At 54.9% G+C, this 3,179-nt stretch carries 1 tRNA gene and 2 rRNA genes (1 of these 3 cut by a window edge); all 3 read left to right on the forward strand.

Features of this window, described 5'->3' with window-relative positions:
- Positions 1-2,733, forward strand: a 23S ribosomal RNA gene (locus H7F53_RS17455); it begins 60 nt to the left of the window's first position.
- Between the two features lie 114 nt (positions 2,734-2,847).
- A 5S ribosomal RNA gene (rrf, locus tag H7F53_RS17460) occupies positions 2,848-2,962 on the forward strand.
- A gap of 139 nt (positions 2,963-3,101) precedes the next feature.
- Positions 3,102-3,178 (forward strand) — tRNA-Met (locus H7F53_RS17465).
- Position 3,179: the final 1 nt, after the last annotated feature.

A 3,179-nucleotide genomic window follows, 5' to 3' on the forward strand; every position in this document is an offset into this window, starting at 1 on the left:
GCACGCTGCGATAAGCGTCGGGGAGTTGTGAGCAAACTTTGATCCGGCGATTTCCGAATGGGGAAACCCACCTTCACCATTTCTCTCGAAGTGCGAGCGATCGGGCTTTGAGTGAGGTGGATAAGGTATCACCGAGGTGAATATATAGCCTTGGTGAAGCGAACCCGGGGAACTGAAACATCTCAGTACCTGGAGGAAAAGACATCAACCGAGATTCCGTTAGTAGTGGCGAGCGAACGCGGACCAGGCCAGTGCCTTCTCTTCAACTAGCAGAACACTTTGGAAAGAGTGGCCATAGCGGGTGACAGCCCCGTATGCGAAAGTGATGGAGCAGGACTCGAGTAGGGCGGGACACGTGAAATCCTGTCTGAACATGGGGGGACCACCCTCCAAGCCTAAATACTCGTACATGACCGATAGCGAACACAGTACCGTGAGGGAAAGGTGAAAAGCACCCCGATGAGGGGAGTGAAACAGTACCTGAAACCGAATGCTTACAAGCAGTGGGAGCCTCTTTAGGGGGTGACCGCGTACCTCTTGCATAATGGGTCAGTGACTTAGTCTACCAAGCAAGCTTAAGCCGTTAGGTGTAGGCGCAGCGAAAGCGAGTCTGAATAGGGCGACAGAGTTTGGTGGATTAGACCCGAAACCCGGTGATCTAGGCATGACCAGGCTGAAGGTGCGGTAACACGCACTGGAGGGCCGAACCGTTGCATGTTGAAAAATGCTCGGATGAGTTGTGTTTAGGGGTGAAAGGCCAATCAAACCGGGAAATAGCTGGTTCTCCGCGAAATCTATTGAGGTAGAGCGTCGGATGTATGCCGTTGGGGGTAGAGCACTGGATGGGTGCGGGGGTCGCGAGATCTACCAATCCTAACCAAACTCCGAATACCAACGAGTCTTATCCGGCAGACAGACGGCGGGTGCTAAGGTCCGTCGTCAAAAGGGAAACAGCCCTAACCTACAGCTAAGGTCCCCAAGTCATCACTAAGTGGGAAAGCATGTGGGATTTCCAAAACAACCAGGAGGTTGGCTTAGAAGCAGCCATCCTTTAAAGAAAGCGTAACAGCTCACTGGTCTAAATAAGAGATCCTGCGGCGAAGATGTATCGGGGCTAAAGTGATGCACCGAAGCTTAGGGTGTGATCTTCGGATCACGCGGTAGCGGAGCGTTCCGTAAGCCTGTGAAGCGGTCTGGTAATGGGCCGTGGAGGTATCGGAAGTGCGAATGCTGACATGAGTAGCGACAAAGAGGGTGAGATGCCCTCTCGCCGAAAGACCAAGGGTTCCTGCTTAAAGCTAATCTGAGCAGGGTGAGCCGGCCCCTAAGACGAGCCCGAAGGGGGTAGTCGATGGGAACCACGTTAATATTCGTGGGCCTGGTGGTGTGTGACGGATCGCTTACGTTGTACGTTCTTATCGGATTGAACGTGCTTCCACGCGGTTCCAGGAAATAGCCCCACCGTATAGACCGTACCCGAAACCGACACAGGTGGTCAGGTAGAGTATACCAAGGCGCTTGAGAGAAGTATCCTGAAGGAACTCGGCAAATTGCCTCCGTACCTTCGGAAGAAGGAGGCCCTGTCTATGCGCAAGCATTGGCAGGGGGCACAGGCCAGGGGGTAGCGACTGTTTAGCAAAAACACAGGACTCTGCTAAGTCGGCTTCAAGACGACGTATAGGGTCTGACGCCTGCCCGGTGCCGGAAGGTTAAGAGGAGGAGTGCAAGCTCCGAATTGAAGCCCCGGTAAACGGCGGCCGTAACTATAACGGTCCTAAGGTAGCGAAATTCCTTGTCGGGTAAGTTCCGACCTGCACGAATGGCGTAACGACTTCCCCACTGTCTCCAGGATATGCTCAGCGAAATTGAATTCTCCGTGAAGATGCGGAGTACCCGCGGTTAGACGGAAAGACCCCGTGCACCTTTACTGCAGCTTCAGAGTGGCATTAGGAAAGAATTGTGTAGCATAGGTGGGAGGCTTTGAAGCACCGGCGCCAGCTGGTGTGGAGCCATAGGTGAAATACCACCCTGTTGTTTTCTGATGTCTAACCCAGGACCGTTAGCCGGTTCGGGGACCCTCTGTGGCGGGTAGTTTGACTGGGGCGGTCGCCTCCTAAAGAGTAACGGAGGCGCGCGATGGTAGGCTCAGGACGGTTGGAAACCGTCTGTTAGAGTGCAATGGCATAAGCCTGCCTGACTGCGAGACTGACGAGTCGAGCAGAGACGAAAGTCGGTCATAGTGATCCGGTGGTCCCTCGTGGAAGGGCCATCGCTCAACGGATAAAAGGTACGCCGGGGATAACAGGCTGATGATTCCCAAGAGCTCATATCGACGGAATCGTTTGGCACCTCGATGTCGGCTCATCACATCCTGGGGCTGGAGCAGGTCCCAAGGGTTTGGCTGTTCGCCAATTAAAGTGGTACGTGAGCTGGGTTCAGAACGTCGCGAGACAGTTTGGTCCCTATCTGCCGTGGGCGTCGATACTTGAGAGGAGTTGCCCCTAGTACGAGAGGACCGGGGTGAACATGCCTCTGGTGTACCTGTCGTGGCGCCAGCCGCGCAGCAGGGTAGCTATGCATGGACGGGATAACCGCTGAAAGCATCTAAGCGGGAAGCCTCCCTCAAGATAAGGTATCATAGAGTCGTGATAGACCATCACGTTGATAGGCCGGGTGTGGAAGTGCGGTAACGCATGAAGCTAACCGGTCCTAATAACTCTGTTCATGCTTGAGAGTCCCACCATCAATGACAGTCCTGCCCCGCAGGGCCGCCGCAGATGACGGACGATCCTCCAGCCAGATCACATCTCGACAACAGCATCGATACATCATGCACGGGCACCATTGCTTGGTGACCATAGCGTCTGTGACCCACCCGATCCCATCTCGAACTCGGCCGTGAAACCAGACCGCGCCAATGGTACTAACGCTCAAGCGTTGGAAGAGTAGGTCGTCGCCAGGCATTGCTGCCCGTGCATCAAAAAAACCCATTCACTTGTCATGCAAAAGCCGCTGCCGGATAACCCCGAGCGGCGGCTTTTGCGTTCTCCGGCACAACCACGCCGGAACTTCGGGCTGAACCAATCAGCCCCCTTTGGTGACGCGGGGTGGAGCAGCCCGGTAGCTCGTCAGGCTCATAACCTGAAGGTCGCAGGTTCAAATCCTGCCCCCGCAACCAA

Origin of the sequence: Novosphingobium piscinae (genome assembly GCF_014230355.1) — a bacterium.
Lineage (GTDB): Bacteria > Pseudomonadota > Alphaproteobacteria > Sphingomonadales > Sphingomonadaceae > Novosphingobium > Novosphingobium piscinae.